The sequence below is a fragment of the Pseudomonas sp. TE9122 genome, from assembly GCF_056278925.1.
In genome coordinates, this window is record NZ_JBWBQI010000001.1 from 4,904,252 (window position 1) to 4,923,388 (window position 19,137).

Annotated in this window: 15 protein-coding genes; 5 read left to right on the forward strand and 10 right to left on the reverse strand. The window is 59.7% G+C overall.

The features are described from left to right. Nucleotides 1-25: 25 nt before the first annotated feature. From ACZ9BE_RS22170 to ACZ9BE_RS22190, 5 genes are all read right to left on the reverse strand, one after another. Nucleotides 26-3,043: a sarcosine oxidase subunit alpha gene (locus ACZ9BE_RS22170; protein ID WP_476249942.1), complete on the reverse strand. Its 3,018-nt coding sequence runs from the start codon at nucleotides 3,041-3,043 to the stop codon at nucleotides 26-28. Continuing rightward, entirely contained in the window at nucleotides 3,040-3,369 is a 330-nt protein-coding gene (locus tag ACZ9BE_RS22175; RefSeq protein ID WP_090286971.1) for a sarcosine oxidase subunit delta, read from the reverse strand. The genes ACZ9BE_RS22170 and ACZ9BE_RS22175 overlap by 4 nt, the downstream gene beginning before the upstream one ends. 14 nt (nucleotides 3,370-3,383) lie before the next feature. Further along, nucleotides 3,384-4,634 carry a sarcosine oxidase subunit beta gene (locus ACZ9BE_RS22180; RefSeq protein ID WP_016772829.1) on the reverse strand — a complete coding sequence of 417 codons (1,251 nt, stop codon included), beginning with the start codon at nucleotides 4,632-4,634 and terminating at the stop codon, nucleotides 3,384-3,386. 21 nt (nucleotides 4,635-4,655) lie between these two features. Further along, a complete protein-coding gene (glyA, locus tag ACZ9BE_RS22185) occupies nucleotides 4,656-5,909 on the reverse strand; it encodes a serine hydroxymethyltransferase (protein ID WP_252886907.1) in 1,254 nt (417 codons plus the stop codon). Between the two features lie 273 nt (nucleotides 5,910-6,182). Beyond that, entirely contained in the window at nucleotides 6,183-6,893 is a 711-nt protein-coding gene (locus tag ACZ9BE_RS22190; protein ID WP_476249943.1) for a TraX family protein, read from the reverse strand. Between the two features lie 126 nt (nucleotides 6,894-7,019). Between ACZ9BE_RS22190 and ACZ9BE_RS22195 the strand changes: the two genes are divergently transcribed. The 3 genes from ACZ9BE_RS22195 to ACZ9BE_RS22205 all read left to right on the forward strand — a co-directional run bounded on the left by ACZ9BE_RS22195 (nucleotide 7,020) and on the right by ACZ9BE_RS22205 (nucleotide 10,168). Further along, the gene (locus ACZ9BE_RS22195; protein ID WP_016772826.1) at nucleotides 7,020-8,060 is read left to right on the forward strand and encodes a threonine aldolase family protein; all 1,041 of its coding nucleotides are present in this window, start codon (nucleotides 7,020-7,022) and stop codon (nucleotides 8,058-8,060) included. Nucleotides 8,061-8,219: 159 nt separating this feature from the next. Then, on the forward strand, nucleotides 8,220-8,705 hold the full coding sequence (locus tag ACZ9BE_RS22200; protein WP_256808021.1) for an Hcp family type VI secretion system effector: 486 nt from the start codon (nucleotides 8,220-8,222) through the stop codon (nucleotides 8,703-8,705). Then, complete coding sequence (locus ACZ9BE_RS22205) at nucleotides 8,702-10,168, forward strand: hypothetical protein (RefSeq protein ID WP_476249944.1); 1,467 nt, start codon at nucleotides 8,702-8,704, stop codon at nucleotides 10,166-10,168. The genes ACZ9BE_RS22200 and ACZ9BE_RS22205 overlap by 4 nt, the downstream gene beginning before the upstream one ends. Before the next feature lie 305 nt (nucleotides 10,169-10,473). On the opposite strand, the gene ACZ9BE_RS22210 is transcribed toward ACZ9BE_RS22205, so the two are convergent. Next, nucleotides 10,474-10,641, reverse strand: coding sequence for a hypothetical protein (locus ACZ9BE_RS22210; protein ID WP_163018906.1), 168 nt, complete (start codon nucleotides 10,639-10,641; stop codon nucleotides 10,474-10,476). 147 nt (nucleotides 10,642-10,788) lie between these two features. Between ACZ9BE_RS22210 and ACZ9BE_RS22215 the strand changes: the two genes are divergently transcribed. Continuing rightward, nucleotides 10,789-11,553 carry a hypothetical protein gene (locus ACZ9BE_RS22215; RefSeq protein WP_460161391.1) on the forward strand — a complete coding sequence of 255 codons (765 nt, stop codon included), beginning with the start codon at nucleotides 10,789-10,791 and terminating at the stop codon, nucleotides 11,551-11,553. Nucleotides 11,554-11,611: 58 nt separating this feature from the next. On the opposite strand, the gene gbcB is transcribed toward ACZ9BE_RS22215, so the two are convergent. Then, entirely contained in the window at nucleotides 11,612-12,712 is a 1,101-nt protein-coding gene (gene gbcB, locus ACZ9BE_RS22220) for a glycine-betaine demethylase subunit GbcB (RefSeq protein WP_016772824.1), read from the reverse strand. 296 nt (nucleotides 12,713-13,008) lie between these two features. On the opposite strand from gbcB, the gene gbcA reads away from it, so the two are divergent. Further along, on the forward strand, nucleotides 13,009-14,304 hold the full coding sequence (gene gbcA, locus ACZ9BE_RS22225) for a glycine-betaine demethylase subunit GbcA (RefSeq protein ID WP_016772823.1): 1,296 nt from the start codon (nucleotides 13,009-13,011) through the stop codon (nucleotides 14,302-14,304). An 872-nt stretch (nucleotides 14,305-15,176) separates the two neighbouring features. Here gbcA and etfB read toward each other — a convergent pair. From etfB to dgcB, 3 genes are read right to left on the reverse strand one after another with little or no spacing between them, the layout of a single operon-like run. Beyond that, nucleotides 15,177-15,947 (reverse strand): electron transfer flavoprotein subunit beta, encoded by a 771-nt coding sequence (gene etfB / locus ACZ9BE_RS22230; RefSeq protein ID WP_095181374.1) that lies wholly within the window; start codon nucleotides 15,945-15,947, stop codon nucleotides 15,177-15,179. A 9-nt stretch (nucleotides 15,948-15,956) separates the two neighbouring features. Then, nucleotides 15,957-17,177 (reverse strand): electron transfer flavoprotein subunit alpha, encoded by a 1,221-nt coding sequence (gene etfA, locus ACZ9BE_RS22235; RefSeq protein WP_476249945.1) that lies wholly within the window; start codon nucleotides 17,175-17,177, stop codon nucleotides 15,957-15,959. Beyond that, on the reverse strand, nucleotides 17,177-19,126 hold the full coding sequence (gene dgcB, locus ACZ9BE_RS22240) for a dimethylglycine demethylation protein DgcB (RefSeq protein ID WP_252886911.1): 1,950 nt from the start codon (nucleotides 19,124-19,126) through the stop codon (nucleotides 17,177-17,179). The genes etfA and dgcB overlap by 1 nt, the downstream gene beginning before the upstream one ends. Between the last annotated feature and the right edge of the window lie 11 nt (nucleotides 19,127-19,137).

Here is a 19,137-nt window from a genome sequence, read left to right on the forward strand (position 1 = left end):
CGCCCGCCCACCGCTCCCGAGGTTGTCAGATGTTCTGGCGATCACCCTTCGGATCGAAGAACACCGAAGAAACGATTTCCGCCTCGATCACGCTGCCATCGGCCAGCGGTGCAAACACCCGCTCACCGAGACGCTTGAGACCGCCCTTGACCACACCCATGGCAAATGAATAACCGAGGGAGTTGTGCGCGTAACTGGAGGTCACGTGGCCGACCATGGTCATCGGGATCGCCTGCTTGGTGTTGAACACCAGCTGCGCACCTTCCGGCAGCCATTTGGTCGGATCGATCGGCTTGAGGCCCACCAGTTGTTTGCGCTGTTCCTTGACGCAATCTTCGCGGTTCATGCCACGCTGGCCGATCCACGAGAACGGTTTGGTGCGACCGACACACCAGCCCATGTTCAGGTCGTCCGGGGTCATCGAGCCGTCGGTGTCCTGGCCGACGATGATGAAGCCCTTCTCGGCCCGCAGCACGTGCATGGTTTCCGTGCCGTACGGCGTCAGGTTGTACTGCTTGCCGGCCTCGACGATCTTCTCCAGCACGCCCATCGCATAATCGGCCTGCACGTTGACTTCGTACGACAGTTCACCAGTGAACGAGATACGGAACACCCGCGCCGGCACATCGCCGACCAGACCTTCTTTCCAGGTCATGAACGGGAACGCTTCGTTGCTCAGATCAATGTCGGTCACGGCGCTGAGCAGCTTGCGGCTGTTCGGCCCGGACAGGGTCATGGTCGCCCAGTGGTCGGTGACCGAAGTGAAGTACACCTTCATATCCGGCCATTCGGTCTGGTGGTACAGCTCCAGCCATTGCAGCACGCGAGCCGCGCCGCCGGTGGTGGTGGTCATGACGAAATGGTTGTCGGCCAGGCAAGCCGTCACACCGTCGTCGAAGACCATGCCGTCTTCCTTGCACATCAAACCGTAGCGAGCCTTGCCCACGTCGAGCTTGGTCCAGGCGTTGGTGTACACGCGGTTGAGAAACTCGCGGGCATCCGGGCCTTGAATGTCGATCTTGCCGAGGGTCGAAGCATCGAGCAGGCCAACGCTGTCGCGCACGGCTTTGCATTCGCGCTTGACCGCCGCGTGCAGGTCTTCACCGTTTTTCGGGAAGTACCAGGGACGCTTCCACTGACCGACGTCTTCAAACTCGGCGCCGTTCTTCACATGCCAGGCATGCAGCGCGGTGTAGCGCACCGGTTCGAAGATGTGCCCGCAATGTCGACCGGCCACGGCGCCGAAGGTCACCGGCGTGTAGTTCGGACGGAACATGGTGGTGCCCATCTGCGGGATGGTCACGTTCAGCGAACGGGCGGCAATGGCCAGACCGTTGACGTTGCCGAGCTTGCCCTGATCGGTGCCGAAGCCCAGCGCGGTGTAGCGTTTGACGTGCTCGACCGACTCGAAACCTTCACGGGTCGCCAATTCGATGCCACCGGCGGTGACATCGTTCTGGAAGTCGACGAATTGCTTCGGTGCACGCGCCGAGTTCTTCTCGTGCGGCACCTGGAACAGCGCCAGGGTCGGCTCTTCGAGACGGCTCAGGGCTTTCGGCAACACGCCTTCGACGGTCTGGAAACCGGCTTCGGCAGCAGCGCGCACGCCACCTTCAAAACCGTCGGCCAGCGAATCGCCGAGCGCGTAGACGCCATTGATGCCACCGACGCACACGCGCTTCTGCGGTGCTTCGCCCGGTACGAAACCGAGAATGTCTTCGCGCCAGACCGGTTTGCCACCGAGGTGCGAAGCCAGGTGAACCACCGGGCTGTAACCACCGGAGCTGGCCACCAGGTCGCAGTCGAGCCATTCGCCCGGACTGGTCACGGCGTGGGCCTTTACGTCAATCGCGGCGACGCGGGCAGCGGTCACACGCTTGCTGCCACGCACTTCGATGACGGCGCTGCCGGTGAGGATGCGAATGCCTTTGGCGCGCGCTTCTTCGACCAATGCACCGCGCGGATTGCTGCGGGCATCAGCGATGGCGACCACTTGCAGACTGGCATCGAGCCAATCCAGAGCGACGCGATAGGCGTGATCGTTGTTGGTCGACAGCACCAGTTTTTTGCCCGGCGCTACGCCATAACGACGCACGTAAGTCGACACCGCGCCGGCTAGCATGTTGCCCGGCACGTCGTTGTTGCCGTACACCAGCGGACGCTCGTGGGCGCCGGTCGCCAGCACCACGCGCTTGGCGCGGACACGGTGGATGCGCTGCCGCACCTGACCGATCGGCGCGCGGTCGCCGAGGTGATCGGTCAGGCGTTCGTGAATGGTCAGGAAGTTGTGGTCGTGGTAACCGTTGACCGTGGCGCGCGGCAACAGCAGCACGTCCGGGGTGTTCTTCAATTCAGCGATGACACTGGCGACCCATTCCATCGCCGGTTTGCCGTCGAGGCTTTCGCGCGAGTCGAGCAGGCTGCCGCCGAACTCTTCCTGCTCATCGGCCAGAATCACGCGGGCACCGCTGCGCGCAGCGGCCAGGGCTGCGGCGAGACCGGCCGGGCCGGCACCGACGATCAGCACGTCGCAGTGCTGGTTCATGTAGTCGTAGGTGTCCGGATCGTTCTCGGTCGGCGAACGGCCGAGGCCGGCAGCCTTGCGGATGTACTTCTCGTAAGTCATCCAGAACGATTGCGGGTACATGAAGGTTTTGTAGTAGAAACCCGGCGGCATCAGCTTGCCGCCGACCTTGCCGAGAATCCCCATCATGTCGTTGTTGACGCTCGGCCAGCCATTGGTGCTGGTGGCGACCAGGCCCTGATACAACGCCTGTTGCGTGGCGCGCACGTTGGGAATCTGCGTGGCTTCGGTGGCACCGATCTGCAGCACGGCGTTCGGTTCTTCGGAACCGGCCGCGAAGATGCCGCGAGGACGCGAATACTTGAAGCTGCGGCCGATGATATCGACGCCGTTGGCAATCAGTGCAGCAGCCAGCGAGTCGCCTTCATAGCCTTTGTAGGTCTGGCCGTTGAAGGTGAAGCTCAGCACTTTGTTGCGGTCGATCCGTCCACCGTTGGACAGGCGATTGGTCTGGCTCATACCTTCTCTCCCAGCGCCGTCGTGGCTGTTTTCGCAGTGCCAGCCTTGTCGGTGAATTGCGGCTTCTCGCCGATCTTGTAGCTCTCGAGAATCTCGTAGGTCACGGTATCGCGAGTGACGTTGAAGTACTGGCGGCAACCGGCAACGTGGTCCCACAACTCGTGGTGCAGACCGCGCGGGTTATCGCGGAAGAACATGTAATCACCCCACTCTTCATCAGTGCAGGCGCCAGGGTCGAGCGGGCGCGGGATGTGCGCCTGACCGGATGCGTGGAATTCCTCTTCAGAGCGCAGTTCGCCGCAGTGAGGACAGAAGATATGCAACATGGGGATTTCTCCTGTTAGTGGGCAACCGCAGCAGCGCCGTGTTCATCGATCAACGCACCGTTGTGGAAACGGTCGATGGAGAAAGGTGCAGCCAATGGGTGCATTTCACCCTTGGCCAGACTCGCGGCAAACACGTTGCCCGAGCCAGGCGTTGCCTTGAAACCGCCGGTGCCCCAACCGCAGTTGAAGAACATGTTCGGGACCGGGGTTTTCGAAATGATCGGGCAGGCGTCCGGCGTGGTGTCGACGATACCGCCCCACTGGCGGTTCATGCGTACGCGGGACAACACCGGGAACATCTCGACGATGGCCTGGATGGTGTGTTCGATTACCGGGTACGAACCACGCTGGCCGTAGCCGTTGTAGCCGTCGATACCGGCGCCGATCACCAGGTCGCCCTTGTCGGACTGGCTGATGTAACCGTGTACGGCGTTGGACATGATCACGCTGTCGATAATCGGCTTGATCGGCTCGGACACCAGCGCTTGCAGCGGGTGGGATTCGATCGGCAGGCGGAAACCGGCAAGCTTGGCCATGTGCCCGGAGTTACCGGCCGTCACCACGCCGACGCGCTTGGCGCCGATGAAACCCTTGTTGGTTTCGACGCCGATGCACACACCGTTTTCCTTGCGGAAACCGATCACTTCGGTCTGCTGGATCAGGTCCACGCCCAAGGCATCGGCGGCACGCGCGAAGCCCCAGGCCACGGCATCGTGTCGGGCGACGCCGCCGCGACGCTGCACGGTTGCGCCCATGATCGGGTAGCGGGTGTTTTTCGAGCAGTCCAGGTACGGAATCTCGTCCGCAACCTGCTTGGCGTCGAGCAATTCGCCGTCGACGCCGTTGAGGCGGTTGGCGCTGACCCGACGCTCGGAATCACGGATGTCCTGCAGGGTGTGGCACAGGTTATAAACGCCGCGCTGGGAGAACATCACGTTGTAGTTGAGATCCTGCGACAGGCCTTCCCACAATTTCATCGCGTGTTCGTAGAGGTGCGCCGACTCGTCCCACAGGTAGTTGGAGCGCACGATGGTGGTGTTGCGCGCGGTGTTACCGCCGCCCAGCCAGCCCTTCTCGACCACGGCGACATTGGTGATGCCGTGCTCCTTGGCCAGATAGTAGGCCGTCGCCAGGCCGTGCCCGCCGCCGCCGACGATGACCACGTCGTAGACTTTTTTCGGCGTTGGCGTGCGCCACATGCGCTGCCAGTTTTCGTGGTGGCTGAGCGAGTGTTTGAACAGGCCGAAGCCGGAATAGCGTTGCATAGTCATTACTCCAAAACCGACTCAGCGATAAACCGGGAAGTCTGCGCACAGGGCCGAGACCTGCTGGGCGACATCGGCCTCGACATCGGCGTCGCCGAGGTTGTCGAGGATGTCGCAGATCCAGCCGGCGAGGGTTTCGCACTGGCTGACCTTGAAGCCGCGCGTGGTCACCGCCGGGGTGCCGATGCGCAGGCCCGAGGTCACGAACGGCGACTGCGGGTCGTTCGGCACGGCGTTCTTGTTCACCGTGATGTGGGCACGGCCCAGCGCGGCGTCGGCGTCCTTGCCGGTCAGGCCCTGACGGATCAGGCTGACCAGGAACAGATGGTTGTCGGTGCCGCCGGAGACCACATCGTAGCCACGCTTGATGAACACGCTGGCCATCGCCTGGGCGTTGTCGATCACTTGTTGCTGATAAGCCTTGAAGCCAGGTTCCAGCGCTTCCTTGAAGCACACCGCTTTACCGGCGATGACGTGCATCAGCGGACCGCCCTGGGCGCCGGGGAAAACGGCGGCGTTGAGCTTCTTCTCGATCTCTTCGTTGGACTTGGCCAGGATCAGCCCGCCACGCGGACCGCGCAGGGTCTTGTGCGTGGTGGTGGTGACCACATCGGCGTACGGCAGCGGGTTCGGGTACAGGCCGGCAGCAACCAGACCGGCGACGTGGGCCATGTCGACGAACAGCAGCGCACCGACCTTGTCGGCGATCTGACGGAAGCGCGGGAAGTCCAGAGTCTTTGAGTAAGCGGAGAAACCGGCAACGATCATTTTCGGTTTGCACTCGACGGCCAGACGCTCGACTTCGTCGTAGTCGATCAGTCCGGTGTCGGTGTTGATGCCGTACTGCACGGCGTTGTAGAGCTTGCCCGAGGACGACACTTTCGCGCCGTGGGTCAGGTGACCGCCGTGGGCCAGGCTCATGCCGAGGATGGTGTCACCCGGTTGGATCAGCGCCAGGTACACGGCGCTGTTGGCCGAAGAACCGGAGTGCGGCTGGACGTTGGCGTAATCGGCGCCGAACAGTTGCTTGGCGCGTTCGATGGCCAGCGCTTCGACCTTGTCCACATGCTCGCAGCCACCGTAGTAGCGCTTGCCCGGATAGCCTTCGGCGTATTTGTTGGTCAGGCCGCTGCCTTGCGCCTGCATGACGCGTTTGCTGGTGTAGTTCTCCGACGCGATCAGCTCGATGTGATCTTCCTGACGTTGCTCCTCGGCATTCATCGCCGCCAGCAGTGCATCGTCGTAACCCTGGATCTGGTCTTGCTTGCTGAACATCGCGTCTCTCCCAGCGGCATCTGTGCGCCATTCGTCTCGGTAAGGCACTGGCAATGATGGCAGTGCCCTTTGATGCGATGGTATGACCGGCACAGACAGCTCAAATGCCTGCGCGCGCCACGCAAAGGTGCGTTTACGACATGGCTGGAAATGACCTCTTCGAAACGCCGCAGATCCCCTGTGGGAGCGAGCCTGCTCGCGAAGAGGCCGGCACATCCGACATAGAAGTTGGCTGGCAGACCGCTTTCGCGAGCAGGCTCGCTCCCACAGGGGTCAGGCGATGATTTGGCGGATGGCAAGCAGCAGGAAGAAATGCGCGGGATACAGCGCATATGCCCAGCGCCGCATCGGTGGTGGCTGCAGATGTCGCCCATGTCGCAACAAGAACATTCCCAGCATCGGCGCAAACAGACATGTCGCCAGGCCGAGAATCGCCACGCTGTTGCCGAACCGCGCCGACTCGAGCAGCACCTGCCATTGGTTCGCCGCCAGACACACCAGCCCCGGCAACAGGCTGAAATACCAGGATCGGCGGAACACCAGCAGCAGCGCCAACGGCAACAATACGCCGAAGAAACCGAACATCAGTCGTTCTGAAAAAACCGCCGCAACCACCAGCGCGGCCAGTGCGAGCAATCGCGCCACCGATGCTGAATCCTGCCAGCCACGCGCCACCAGCAAGCCCAGCGCCAGCGTCGGCATTACGTTGAACGTGTCAGGGTCGGGGATATAAAAGCGATAAGGGATTTCGCTGATGGCGCTGAACAGCACCAGCCAGCCCAGATAGCGCCATTCCATCTTGCGCGAATCGTCCCGGGCCAGATTCGCCGCCATCGCCAGGCAAAACCATGGAAACGCCAATCGCCCGGGCACATACAACCAATCGGCGGAGAAGCCGACATATCGCAGGTGATCGAGCAACATGCTCAGCAACGCCAGCCATTTGAGCAGATCCAGGGCGCCGTCGCGTTGGCTCAGGTGCATAATCGGCCCATAAACTGGTAATTTTCCCCACCCGACATTGCATGTGCTCCCCGGAAGATCTTCGGTAAAGTGCGCATCCTCATTGACCACGAGCCTTCACAAGAGTCTCGATTACGGAAGCCGGCCATGACCGACAAGAGCCAACAATTCGCCAGCGACAACTATTCCGGGATCTGCCCGGAAGCCTGGGCCGCCATGGAACAGGCCAACCACGGCCACCAGCGCGCTTACGGCGACGATGAATGGACCGCCCGCGCGGCCGATCATTTCCGCAAACTGTTCGAAACCGACTGCGAAGTGTTCTTCGCCTTCAACGGCACCGCCGCCAACTCGCTGGCCCTGTCGTCGCTGTGCCAGAGTTACCACAGCGTGATCTGCTCGGAAACCGCCCACGTCGAAACCGACGAATGCGGCGCTCCGGAATTCTTCTCCAACGGCTCGAAGCTGCTGATCGCCGGCACTGAAAACGGCAAGATCACCCCGCAATCGATCCGCGAAGTCGCGCTCAAGCGTCAGGACATCCATTACCCGAAACCGCGCGTGGTGACCCTGACTCAAGCCACCGAAGTCGGCAGTGTGTACACCCCGGAAGAAGTCCGCGCCATCAGCGCAACCTGCAAGGAGCTGGGCCTGCACCTGCACATGGACGGCGCGCGGTTCTCCAACGCCTGCGCATTCCTCGGCTGCTCGCCCGCCGACCTGACCTGGAAAGCCGGCGTCGACGTGCTGTGTTTCGGCGGCACCAAGAACGGCATGGCGGTGGGTGAAGCGATCCTGTTCTTCAACCACAAACTGGCCGAAGACTTCGACTACCGCTGCAAGCAGGCCGGGCAACTGGCGTCGAAGATGCGCTTTTTGTCGGCACCGTGGGTCGGCATTCTGGAAAACGACGCCTGGCTCAAATACGCCCGCCACGCCAACCACTGCGCGCAACTGCTGGCAGAACTGGTCAGCGACATTCCCGGGGTCGAACTGATGTTCCCGGTGCAGGCCAACGGCGTGTTCCTGCAACTGTCCGAGCCGGCCATCGCTGCGTTGACTGCAAAGAACTGGCGCTTCTACACCTTCATCGGCAAGGGCGGCGCACGTTTCATGTGCTCCTGGGACACCGAAGAAGAACGCGTGCGCGAACTGGCGCGCGATATTCGCGAGGTCATGTCGGCCTGATTCCCCTCCCAAGTTGCATTCCCATGCTCAGCACGGGAATGCAACCCAGAGGCTGCGCGTCGCAGACCTGCATTTTCAGAATCGGACTACACCAAGGCCTACAGAAAGCAAGAAAATCCCGCCATAGACTGCCCGCTCCCGATTCAAGGAGCGCACGCGATGGCAATTCCCGGCTACATGACGATCACGGGCAAGACCCAAGGGCTGATTTCGGCAGGCTGCTCAACGCCTGATTCGGTCGGCAACAGATATCAGGCGGCACACACCGATCAAATCATGGTGCTGTCGTACAGCCACAACCTCGCCAACCTCGACAACTCTCACCGAGCCACCCACGCGCCGGTCATTGTCACCAAAGTCGTCGACAAATCTTCACCGCTGCTGGCCCAGGCACTGGCCAACCGTGAAGAGATCGACTGCAAGATCAACTTCTACCGAACCTCCCCTCAGGGTCAGCAGGAAAAATACTTTTCTGTCTCGATCGACGGTGCGGTGCTCACCGAACTGAACCTGGATATGCCCCACGTCATTCTGCACAACGACGCTGAGCCTCAAGAGCAGGTCGCCATTCGTTATCGTGGCATCAGCTGGGTGCATCACCTCGCCGGGACCAGCGGCCATGCCTCGTGGGGCGAAGAAGGTTGAGCGATCAGCGCCATGGTCTCAGCGACGTTCGACACGTTGCCGGCAAGCTGCTCGGACAGGCACAGACAGTCGGCTCACATCATCTGGCATTCGGCAGTGCGCGCGTGCAGTTCAATCAGGAGGTCGCGCGCTTCGCCAAGGGCATTGTCGATGATGTCGCCAGCGGCCGCCTTTCAGCGGACATGGGCCTTGACGCCCTCGCACAGGAACAGCGTCATCTTCTGAACCAATCCAGAGTTCTGGTACGCGGCACCAAAGGTGCCATTCATGAAGCGGTAAAAAAACGCCCGTTATCGATGCTCAGGCAGCCTGCCTCGCGCTCCGATCCAGACAGGTTGCTGCGCGCGATTCATCAGCAGAACCTCAGAGTGGCGCGCGTTAATAACAGCAGCACCGCGCGCAGCCCTCACCCCGTCAACGACTTGAAGTTCTTCCCCAGCGAGCACTGGCCGCAAGATCGTCCGGCCCCATCGGAGCCGGGTTTTTACATCGTGCCGAAAAGCATTGTCGCCGAGAAGCTTGAGGCACAACTGCTCCCCTCCGCCAACCCGAATGTCATCGCCAGATTCAGAAGTTTGAATCCGACCCCGGACATGATTAAAGCCGGTTCGATGATCGTGCTGAGCGACCCTGACAATCAGCAATGCACATACGAGGAAGCATTGCTGATGCAGACCGCGCGTTTCGTCAGTGCGACGCTGGAACCGCTGACCGTGGAAGAAGCGGATTTCATGGCGCAGCACTATGGCGTGATCCAGACCGCACTCGCCTATGAATCAAAAGTGATCGGGGTCGTCACGGCCATGGCGGCCAATCATCTGGATGGCATAAAAAATGTCCTCGCGGATCTTGAGAAGCTGCATGTTCATACGCTGGACGCAAAAGGCAGCCTGAACTCGAAGCCGTTCAAAAAACAACGTGCGCAGTTGCTGGAAAAACTGGACGTCCATCTCAACCGGTTCACGCGGCAAAGCATTGGTCTCCCGGATCACCCGAGCCTCAAGACCGCTCTCGGCATCGATCATCCTCACCTTGTGCACCGCTGGAGAAAGGCTGGCGGCATCGGCCAGAACCCAGGTTATGCCACACATATTCGGGCTATCAGCCAAGCGTCACAGTACGTCAAATATGGCGGCTGGATCGGCACAGCAGTAGGCGGTGGCGCCTCGGCCTTGAAGATGCAGGATGTGTGCCTGCATGGGAATACCGAGGCGTGTGAAAAGGTGAAATTCACGGAAACCGGAAGCTTTATGGGTGGCATGGTTGGAGGAGCAATCAGCAGTCGCCTCTTGACTGCGCCACTAGCAGCGAAAATTTGTCTGGGAATAGGCGTTCCGACAGGAGGAGTTGGCACCTTGGTCTGCGGTGCAGTAGCGGTGGGCGTCGGATCTCTTGCAGCGGTAATAATAGGTGAAACATTGGGCGAAGATGCTGCTGAGATAATTTACCAAGATTCTCGATAAGTCGCCTGACCAAACATTTCCCAATATAAAACCAGCGAACACTCCAAGCAGAACCAAATAGCGTCTTTCTTTATGAAACCACGAACAAAAATATGCAAAACATGCAGTGCCAAAAATAAAAAGACGCTTTTCAAATGTCATGTTTGTGGCAGCAGGTTTGAAAAACGCCTGCCGCAGCCAAAAAAATGGTTTGCCCTTACACCGAGAAGGCGTGGACTTCTAATATGCGACCTGGCGACCCTATGCTTGTTTATCGTTGCTGCTCGCGCAATTTACAAACAGAGCATTCAGTTACCTTACAGAATTCAGAGAAAAACCCAGTGGTACGAATTCAACGGATTGGAAATAGCAGCCCCCTTGTCAGCAATGTTTATGCTTGCGGTTTTGATGACGACTTTTTCAATCATCATTGGAGACCAAGGCAAACATTTCAATTCAAAGCCATTTGATCGGATCTTAATTTTCAGCTTCATCTCAACTCCACTGCTTTATTTCAGCGCATCGTTTTTTGGACATCCCGTCCGGTAGATCTGGCACGCAGGACTCGGAAATTACGCCGGCGGGACTTTGGGCGAGAAAGGCGGCGAATGGATCGCACAGAAAGTATACGAGGCTGTTAAATGACTCTTGGTACTTCAGAGAAAATATTCTTGTTGATTGGTATCATAGACTTCGTCGGCATATTTACTTTGATAGGAGTGATGTTGTATGTCGCGAAAACAAAGACCGAAACCATATTGAACCATCTAACAAACAGTTCTATTTCGAGCAGACTGATAATGCTTTGGCACGGAGGTCCTTGGGGCAAAATCTACATGATGGGAGAAGTGTTCGACATCATGCGAAACCCTGAATTTTACATTCACACAGGAAAACTTTGCGCGAAAGACTTCGAAAACTTCCCCAAAAAACTGAAAAAGAACCTGATTATTTTATACAAACTGGTTTTCATTTTTTTTGCAATTATGATGTGCCTGGGAATAAGCTCATCCGTAGATCAAATTAACAATATCGTAAAAGATCCAATTGTGATCATGACGCTGGTGAGTTTCACAGGTCTTTTAGTGGTAAATGGAATTTTACTTTATACCGCCAAGAGAAAACTGGAAACGATCCTAAATAGCCTGAAACGCAGTTCAATCACATCGTCTTTGCTCATGTTATGGCAAGCGGGCCTGGGGGGACGTATTTATATGTTGGGTGAGATTTTCGGCATCCTCAAAAGACCCGCACGGTACATTTCCCAAGGCAAAGTCAGCGCAAGAGATGTTAAGAATTTCCCGCCAAAACTCAAACGCGACCTGCTCAAACTGAATAAATACCAGCAGATATTTGGCTTTGCCTTTGTGGGCTTCGGCCTGCTCGCTTTGTTCGGGCTGATTTGAAATAGCACTTTCCCGGTCGATCTCCTCATTTAGGAGATCGACCCAAGTTCATGCCTATTTAAAACTCAATCCGCACATCCCCCTTCGGCACGCTGCAGCACGACAGGATAAACCCTTCCGCCTCGTCATCCTCGGTAATCCCGCCGTTGTGTTCCATCTCCACTTCGCCGCCCAGTTTCATCACCTTGCATGTCCCGCAAATGCCCATGCCGCAGGCTTTCGGGATCATCAGGCCGAGTTTGGCGGCGGCTGCGTGGACGGTTTCGCCCGGGCCGACGCGGATGCTTTTGCCGGAGGCGGTGAATTCGACCTGGTGCAAATCCGCGGCGTCGATTTCCGGCGCATCGGCGGCTTGTTCGGCCTGTTCCACCGCGTCGGCGCGGGCCTCGGGTGGCGTGGCGCCGAAGGATTCTTCGTGGTAACGCGACATGTCGTAGCCGGCCGCTTCCAGCAAGCGTTTGACCGCGGTCATGTACGGCGTCGGGCCGCAGCAGAACACTTCGCGCTCAAGGAAGTCCGGGACCATCAGTTCGAGCATCTTGTGATTCAGATAACCGCGATACCCGGCCCATGGCTCACCGAGGCCGTGCTTTTCGCAGATCAGGTGCAGGCTGAAGTTATCGATCCGCGAAGCCATGTGCTCGAGTTCGCGGTGGTAAATGATGTCTTTCGGCGAGCGCGCGCTGTGCACGAAGGTCATGTCGACGTTGGCATTGGTGTCGTAGAACCAGCGCGCCATCGACATGCACGGGGTGATGCCGACGCCGCCGCTCAGATACAGGACCTTCGGGCTCGGGAAGTCGATCGCGTTGAACAGCCCGACCGGGCCGTGCACCGCCAGCTCCTGACCTTCATGCAAAGTGTCATGCAACCAGTTCGAGACCTTGCCGCCCGGCACGCGTTTGATCGTCACCGAAAAGCTGTACGGCACCGACGGCGAGCTTGAAATGGTGTACGAGCGCATGATCGGCTGGCCTTCGATTTCCAGCTCCAGGGTGACAAACTGCCCCGGCTTGAAGAAGAACAGGATCGGCTGGTCGGCCATAAAGCAGAAGGTGCGCACATCCCAGGTTTCCTGGATGACTTTGACGCAACGGACAATGTGTCGGCCATTGGCCCAGGTCTGGGTGGTGACCGGATTCAGGAAGCTGTTGGACATGCTGTTCTCCACGGCCGACTGTCGGCCTCTTGTCGGCGATTCTGCGTATAGCGCAGACCGTGCGTTTACCTATCCGCGACATTGACATACTTATCGCGACCAGCCCTTGAACACCGGGCCTTGCGCGTCGGGAACAGATTGCGCCATGTCGCGCATGGATAAGGTTCCCCCCAGCGCCGGCCCCACACTCGCCCCAACAAAAGACGACTTCTTTACACCTTGCGTAGCAACCGTTTTGCAGCACACCTGATCAGCCACTTTCGCCGGCCACGCAGAGGGCCATGAGGATTACATCGATGGACGTCACCGCAAAAATCAGCCTGGGCGATCCGCTGGAACCCGCACGCAAGGCCACCGCGCAAATGCTTCAGGAGCGCGAGCGCACTTTTTCGCTGCCACAGCCGTTCTACAGCGACGAGCGCCTGTTCGATATCGATATGCAGGAGATCTTCCAGAAGGAATGGTTGATCGCCGGCATGACCTGCGAGATCCCGGCCAAGGGTAACTACCTGACCCTGCAGGTCGGCAAGAACCCGATCATCGTCATTCGCGGCGCCGAGGGCGTGGTGCACGCGTTCCACAACGTCTGCCGCCACCGTGGCTCGCGCCTGTGCACCAGTGAAAAAGGCAAAGTCGCCAAACTGGTCTGCCATTACCACCAGTGGACTTACGAACTGGACGGTCGCCTGTTGTTCGCCGGTACCGAGATGGGCGCCGACTTCGACATGAAGCAGTACGGCCTGAAACCGGTGAACGTGAAAACCGCTGGCGGTTACATCTTCATCAGCCTGGCGGAGAACCCGCCGGCCATCGATGACTTCCTGTCGACGCTCAACCATTACATGGAACCGTATGACATGGAGAACACCAAGGTGGCGATTACCACCACCTTGATGGAGAAAGCCAACTGGAAACTGGTGCTGGAAAACAACCGCGAGTGCTACCACTGCAACGCATCGCACCCGGAACTGTTGAAAACCCTGCTGGAATGGGACGACGTCACCGACCCGCGCGCCGATCAGGCGTTCAAGGATCACGTCGCCGCTTCCGCCGCTGCCTGGGAAGCGGAAAAGATCCCTTACGCTCACGCCAGTTTCGGCTTGCGCAACCGTATCGTGCGTATGCCGCTGCTCAAGGGCACCGTGTCGATGACCCTCGACGGCAAACAGGGCTGCGCCAAACTGATGGGCCGCATCAAGAACCCGGACCTGGGCTCGATGCGCATCCTGCACCTGCCGCACTCGTGGAACCACTGCATGGGCGATCACATCATCGTCTTCACCGTGTGGCCGATCAGCGCCCAGGAAACCATGGTCACCACCAAGTGGCTGGTGCACAAGGACGCAGTGGAAGGTGTCGATTACGACGTCGAGCGCATGCGCCAGGTGTGGGATGCGACCAACGATCAGGACCGCCGTCTGGCTGAGGAAAACCAGCGCGGGATCAACTCCACCGCTTACCAGCCGGGGCCTTACTCCAAAACCTATGAATTCGGCGTGGTCAACTTCGTCGACTGGTACAGCGAGAGGATGTTGAACAACCTCGGGGCTGAGCCAGCGCCTTACCTCAAAGGCGTACCGGTTCAGGGCTGATCAAGAGCAAAAGATCGCAGCCTGCGGCAGCTCCTACAGGTGGAATGCATTCCCCTGTGGGAGCGAGCCTGCTCGCGAAGACGCCCTGACCCACGCTACATCTCCCAGCTGATCAATTTCCGATCAACCACCCCCGCCCCCATACCCACCAAGCCCTCCAGCCTTCCGCAAACAAGTTATCCACATACCCGCCCACAGCAAATGGGGGTAACTGTGGATGACTCAAAAAATATCCTGCTGATTTGCAAAGAAAAATCGTGACTTATGCTGAATCGCGGTTTCTCAAAACAATTGATCGTTTTTTGATCACACTCGTACATAGCACGTATTCAGAGGCCTGTAGCGGGTAGCGAACATGTTATCCACAGAAGCGCCAACAGGGATCGGGGACAACTTTCAATCTCCTGTGGAAAAACGCCTGTGACTGGGGAAAACCCCTTCGCGTTAACAGCTCTCGGCGCCCGGGGATCACATTTGATCAATAATTGATCAAACCCATGTAAGCCCTGCTCCATATGGGCTACAGCTGATAGCGAACATCTTATCCACAGAAGCGCCAACAGAGATTGGGGGCAACTTCTCGATTTATACCGACCGAAAAGCCCGAGAAATCCGTGAGTTACGCTGATCGTTTTTTGATCTTATGGCTGAAAGGCTTGAATGGCGTGGGGTGCGAGCAAGGGCGAACACGTTATCCACAGCTTCGCCAACAGGGATTGTGGGTAAACAGTAAAGATTGACTGTGAATGAATACCAATGTGGGAGCGAGCCTGCTCGCGAAAGCGGACTATCAGCTGATACATGTATCGACTGACCCATAGCTTTCGCGAGCAGGCTCGCTCCCACAGGGGGTATTGCCTGGAAGAGGGTGACTAGCGGACAACGCCCTCTTCAATAAGCAACTTCAGAATCGCCTCCGCCCCGGCCTGCGCGGTGACGCCTTTGAGCACCTGCCCACCGCCACCACTGGCCTTAGCTGTCGCTGCTTTCATCCGGTCGGCGCCGCTCTTGGCCTTGATCACCTTCAAGCGCTTGGGTCGTGGCTTGGCCGGTTGCAGCGTGGCGACGGCCAACAATTGGTCCTCAACAACTTCAACGTCATCGGCGGCCAATTCGCCCCGTCGTGCCGGGCCATACGCACTCTGCCGAGGCTTCGGGGCGGCGTTATCCACAGTCGCCAGAAACGGCAGTTTCACCTTCAAGCGGCGTCGCTGCCCGCGCGGCAACGCTTGCAGGACCAGCGCCGAACCGTCATTGATCGATTCGACCTGCGCCAGGCCCACCACCAGCGGCCAGCCCAGACCTTCCGCCAGGAGGAACGGCAACATTCCCGAACCTTCCCCGGTTTCCGCCTGACTGCCGGTCAGCACCACTTGCGCCCCGGCATCGCGCAGGTACGCGGTCAGCGCCGGCAAGGCATCGGCGCCAACGGGTTGTTCCAGCACATGCAGTTGTTCCAGGCCCATGCCCAGATAGGCACGCAGGGCCGGTTCGGCAACATCACCGGCGTGCAGCACTTGCAGGTTATCCCCAGCCAATTGCAGGCCCAGTTCCACCGCGCGCGCATCCTGATCGGCGCGCCGTGGCCGACCTGAGGTCGGGTGAGCGCCGATTGAAACCAGACTGATAACGTTCGTGTTCATAGGGTTTCCTTACGCCGCATCGCGCTTGGCTTCGTTGCGGTAAGCCGCGACCGCTTCGATCAACGCTTGCAGAATCTCTGCGCTTTCGCCGATCACCGAGAGGTCGGCACGCTTGATCATGTCGCAACCCGGATCGAGGTTGATCGCCACCACCTTGTCGCAGGCGCCAATGCCTTGCAGGTGCTGAATCGCTCCCGAGATGCCCACAGCCACATAAACCCGCGCAGTGACCCAGGTGCCGGACGCGCCTACCTGACGATCCCGGGCCATGAAGCCGTCGTCCACCGCCACCCGCGAAGCGCCTTCGGTGGCGCCGAGGGCTGCGGCCGTTTCGTGGAACAACTGCCAGTCCTTGACGCCGTTGCCGCCGGAGAAAATGAACTCCGCTTCGGCCATCGGAATCGCCGCCGGATCTACCGCCACTGCGCCGAGATCTTCGATTCGCGACAAGCTGCGCGCGACGCTTGTGGATAACTCCACTGGCAACGCTTCGTGACGAGTTTCGCTGACCGGTTCTGCGCATTCGGCAGCGGCGAGAATCAACCGCGCCACCGGACGCGCCAGGTCTTGCAATCCGGCCCCGGCGCGGCCGATGCACTCCTGATCCTTGACCTGCCAGACCCGCGTGGCCGGGCGCTCGCCCAGCGCTGCAGCAAAGCGTCGGGCGAGTTCGCCGCCACCGCTGCGGCTGTCCGGCAGCAACCAGTGACGCGGGTTGAATTGGTTATCCACAGCGCGCAAACCCTGCACCCGTTGCTCCGGTGCATAACCGCTGAATTCCTCGCCTTCAAGCACCAGCAAGCGATCGACGCCAGCGGTTTCGAAAGCGCTTTCCTTATGCTCGCCGAACACCACGGCGAGCACCGCACCATCGGTGCCGGCCAGTTGGTGAGCAAGGCCGAGCAGATCGCGGTCGTGGCTGCTCAGGCGACCACCGACCATATCCGGCACCACACTGATGTAGAACGCCGGGGCCGGTACCTGATGCAGCGGCAACTGCACTTCAACAGCAGCCGAGCGTTTGACCGCCCCACCCTGCTGCGCGCCGCTGCGGTCAATGCGTTTGATGCCGTTAGGGCCGATAAAACCCATGCCGTGCAGATTCTTGCGGATGACGCCATTGGGACCCATCCAGCTGTGCTGCGCCGGTTGCATCGCCGCGTGCAGCGGATGCAGGCGGTTGCGCGCAATCCATTCGGCGCGCGGGTCGCGGCGGATAATGTCGCTCATCAGTGCACCTCCGCAGGTTCACGTTTGGCCGGGGTGGCAGGCTTGCTTGGCGCGGCGTCCTCGAGCAGCGCGTCGGCCACCAGTTCGGCGATGTCCTTGATCAGCGGACGCGGTTCGACCACGCCTTCGAGCATCGCCGTGCACTGTGGACAACCCACCGCCACCAGTTCGGCGCCGGTTTCGCGGATGTCTTCCATGCGCATGTCGGGGATGCGCTGCTTGCCCGGAATGTCGGTGATCGGCGCGCCGCCACCGCCGCCGCAGCAGCGTGAGCGGAAGCCGGAACGTTGCATCTCTTTGACTTCGATGCCGAGGGCACGCAGCACTTCGCGCGGCGCTTCGTACTCGCCATTGTAGCGGCCCAGGTAGCATGGATCGTGATAGGTCACGCTATTGCCTTTGTGCTGCCCGAGGTTGAGCGCGCCGGCCTGAATGATCTCGGCCATGTAGGTGCTGTGGTGCTGCACCAGATAGTTGCCGTCGAAGGCGCCGTACTCGTTTTTCAGCACATGGAAACTGTGCGGATCGCAGGTGACGATGCGGTTGAAGCTGTATTTGGCCAATGTCTGGATATTGCGTTTGGCGAGCTGCTGGAACGTTGCTTCGTCGCCGAGACGGCGGGCCACATCTCCGCTGTCGCGTTCCTCAAGACCGAGTACGGCGAAGTCGACTTTCGCTGCCTTCAGCACTTTGACGAAGGCACGCAGGGTGCGCTGGTTGCGCATGTCGAAGGCGCCGTCGCCGACCCAGAAGAGCACGTCGGTGGATTTCTTTTCGCTGAGCAGAGTGAGGTTCAGGTCCGCTGCCCAGTTCATCCGCCCGCCCGGGGCGAAACCGCCGGGGTTGTCGGTTGCAATAAGGTTCTCGAGAACTTCGGCACCCTTGTTCGGCGTCGCGCCTTTTTCCAGGGTCAGATGCCGGCGCATGTCGACGATCGCATCGACGTGCTCGATCATCATCGGGCATTCCTCGACGCAGGCGCGGCAGGTGGTGCACGACCACAGGGTTTCGGCATCGACCAGACCGTTGACGATCGGTTGGTGCGGATTGCCGCCATGCTCGCCGATCGGTTTGCCCGGATACGGGCTGCCGGCGAACTTCGCATCAGTGCCGCCGGCGAGGCCGACGACCATGTCCTGAATCAGTTTTTTCGGGTTCAGCGGCTGTCCGGCGGCGAAGGCCGGGCAAGCCGCTTCGCACTTGCCGCACTGCACGCAGGCGTCGAAACCGAGCAACTGGTTCCAAGTGAAATCCTTGGGTTTTTCCACGCCCAGCGGCGCATCGGGATTGTTCAGGTCCAGCGGTTTCAGACCGGTCGAGCGCCCGCCGCCAAAGCGTTCCGGGCGACGGTGCCAGGCCAGGTGCAGCGCACCGGCAAAGGCATGTTTCATCGGCCCGCCCCAGGTCATGCCGAAGAACAGTTCCGACACGCCCCACAGCACGCCAACACCGAGGATGGCTGCGAGCACCCAGCCGCCGAAGTTTTCCGGCAGGATCCCCGCCACCGGCAGGGTCACCAGGAAAAACGACGCGGAGAAGGCCAGCAGGCTTTTCGGCAGGCGCATCCACGGGCCTTTCGACAGACGCGCAGGCGGATTGACCCGGCGCAGGTACATGAAGATCGCGCCGACGAACATCACCGCCGACATCAGCAGCAAGGCGTAGCCAAGGATGCGGTTATGCAGGCCGAAACCGTGCACAAGAATGGCCAGCACAATCGACGCCACCGCACCGCCGGCCGTGGCGACGTGGGTGTTGGCAATGTATTTGTCCCGCGCGACGACGTGGTGCAGGTCGACCATGTAGCGCTTGGGCATGGCCAGCAGACCGCCGAGCAGATCGACCTTCGCCGCCCGCCCCCGGCGCCACATGTTCATCCGCCGCAACGCGCCGAGGACAGCAAGGCCCAGGGCTGCGAACAACAGGATTGGAAGAAGGGTGTTCAACATAGGTGAAGCTC

Excerpts from the sequence above, each read along its gene's own strand:
- ACZ9BE_RS22170 (WP_476249942.1), bottom strand. The coding sequence starts at position 3,043 with ATGAGCCAGACCAATCGCCTGTCCAACGGTGGACGGATCGACCGCAAC.
- ACZ9BE_RS22175 (WP_090286971.1), bottom strand. The coding sequence starts at position 3,369 with ATGTTGCATATCTTCTGTCCTCACTGCGGCGAACTGCGCTCTGAAGAG.
- ACZ9BE_RS22180 (WP_016772829.1), bottom strand. The coding sequence starts at position 4,634 with ATGCAACGCTATTCCGGCTTCGGCCTGTTCAAACACTCGCTCAGCCAC.
- glyA (WP_252886907.1), bottom strand. The coding sequence starts at position 5,909 with ATGTTCAGCAAGCAAGACCAGATCCAGGGTTACGACGATGCACTGCTG.
- ACZ9BE_RS22190 (WP_476249943.1), bottom strand. The coding sequence starts at position 6,893 with ATGCACCTGAGCCAACGCGACGGCGCCCTGGATCTGCTCAAATGGCTG.
- ACZ9BE_RS22195 (WP_016772826.1), top strand. The coding sequence starts at position 7,020 with ATGACCGACAAGAGCCAACAATTCGCCAGCGACAACTATTCCGGGATC.
- ACZ9BE_RS22200 (WP_256808021.1), top strand. The coding sequence starts at position 8,220 with ATGGCAATTCCCGGCTACATGACGATCACGGGCAAGACCCAAGGGCTG.
- ACZ9BE_RS22210 (WP_163018906.1), bottom strand. The coding sequence starts at position 10,641 with ATGAAGCTGAAAATTAAGATCCGATCAAATGGCTTTGAATTGAAATGT.
- ACZ9BE_RS22215 (WP_460161391.1), top strand. The coding sequence starts at position 10,789 with ATGACTCTTGGTACTTCAGAGAAAATATTCTTGTTGATTGGTATCATA.
- gbcB (WP_016772824.1), bottom strand. The coding sequence starts at position 12,712 with ATGTCCAACAGCTTCCTGAATCCGGTCACCACCCAGACCTGGGCCAAT.
- gbcA (WP_016772823.1), top strand. The coding sequence starts at position 13,009 with ATGGACGTCACCGCAAAAATCAGCCTGGGCGATCCGCTGGAACCCGCA.
- etfB (WP_095181374.1), bottom strand. The coding sequence starts at position 15,947 with ATGAACACGAACGTTATCAGTCTGGTTTCAATCGGCGCTCACCCGACC.
- etfA (WP_476249945.1), bottom strand. The coding sequence starts at position 17,177 with ATGAGCGACATTATCCGCCGCGACCCGCGCGCCGAATGGATTGCGCGC.
- dgcB (WP_252886911.1), bottom strand. The coding sequence starts at position 19,126 with ATGTTGAACACCCTTCTTCCAATCCTGTTGTTCGCAGCCCTGGGCCTT.